Source organism: Gluconobacter sp. R75690, assembly GCF_015244525.1.
Taxonomy (GTDB): domain Bacteria; phylum Pseudomonadota; class Alphaproteobacteria; order Acetobacterales; family Acetobacteraceae; genus Gluconobacter; species Gluconobacter potus.
In genome coordinates this window covers 1-701 of the sequence record NZ_JABCQB010000053.1, presented here as the reverse complement: position 1 = coordinate 701, position 701 = coordinate 1, and the positions used below count along the sequence as shown (strand labels likewise).

Here is a 701-nt window from a genome sequence, read left to right as displayed (position 1 = left end):
TTTCTGTGGGGGGCGTGGCGGCCTTTTCGTGAGGGAATAACCGGCAGAATCCCGTGGGCCAGCAGATTCTGGCGGAAACTGTCGCTGTTATAACCCCGATCGGCCAGCATGGTTTTGGGGTTCGGGACAGGCAACATCATCAGAGCGTCTGTGGATTTGTAGTCCGAGACCTGACCTCCTGTGAGGACAAAGTCGAAAGGACGTCCCTGATTGTCGCATCGGGCGTGGATTTTGCTCGTAAAGCCGCCGCGTGATCGACCAGAAGCTTCCGAATAAGCCCCCCTTTTGCGCCCGTAGCCTGTGAGTGGGCGCGGGCCACGGTACTGTCGACCATATGCTGCCAGTCATCAGTCAGCCCCAGGTCTACTAGGGTTTGCAACAGGGCGTCCCACACGCCCTGTTCAGCCCAACGGCGAAACCGGACATAGACCGAATTCCACTTGCCATAGCGCCCATGCATGTCCCGCCAGGGAAAACCTGTCCGCAGAACATGCAGCATGCCGTTGAGGAAACGGCGATTGTCTCCGGCCGGACGGGCCCAACGGCCACGCTCAGGAGGCAGAAGCGAGCCAATCATCGTCCATTCCCGGTCCGTCAGATCGCCTCGTGTCATGCCTGTTCTCTCTGCCCGCTATCCCACAGCCAGAAAGTGAATCACATTTTGCCACAGACTGATAAGTCTTTTGTCAACGCAACCTGGG

Annotated in this window: 2 protein-coding genes; both read right to left on the bottom strand. The window is 58.2% G+C overall.

The features are described from left to right. Positions 1 to 230 (bottom strand): transposase (locus tag HKD27_RS16840; RefSeq protein WP_370544291.1); only part of this gene is annotated, 230 nt, incomplete at its 3' end. Then, complete coding sequence (locus tag HKD27_RS16290; protein ID WP_197436631.1) at positions 140 to 613, bottom strand: IS5 family transposase; 474 nt, start codon at positions 611 to 613, stop codon at positions 140 to 142. The genes HKD27_RS16290 and HKD27_RS16840, both read right to left, overlap by 91 nt. Positions 614 to 701: the final 88 nt, after the last annotated feature.

Excerpts from the sequence above, each read along its gene's own strand:
- HKD27_RS16290 (WP_197436631.1), bottom strand. The coding sequence starts at position 613 with ATGACACGAGGCGATCTGACGGACCGGGAATGGACGATGATTGGCTCG.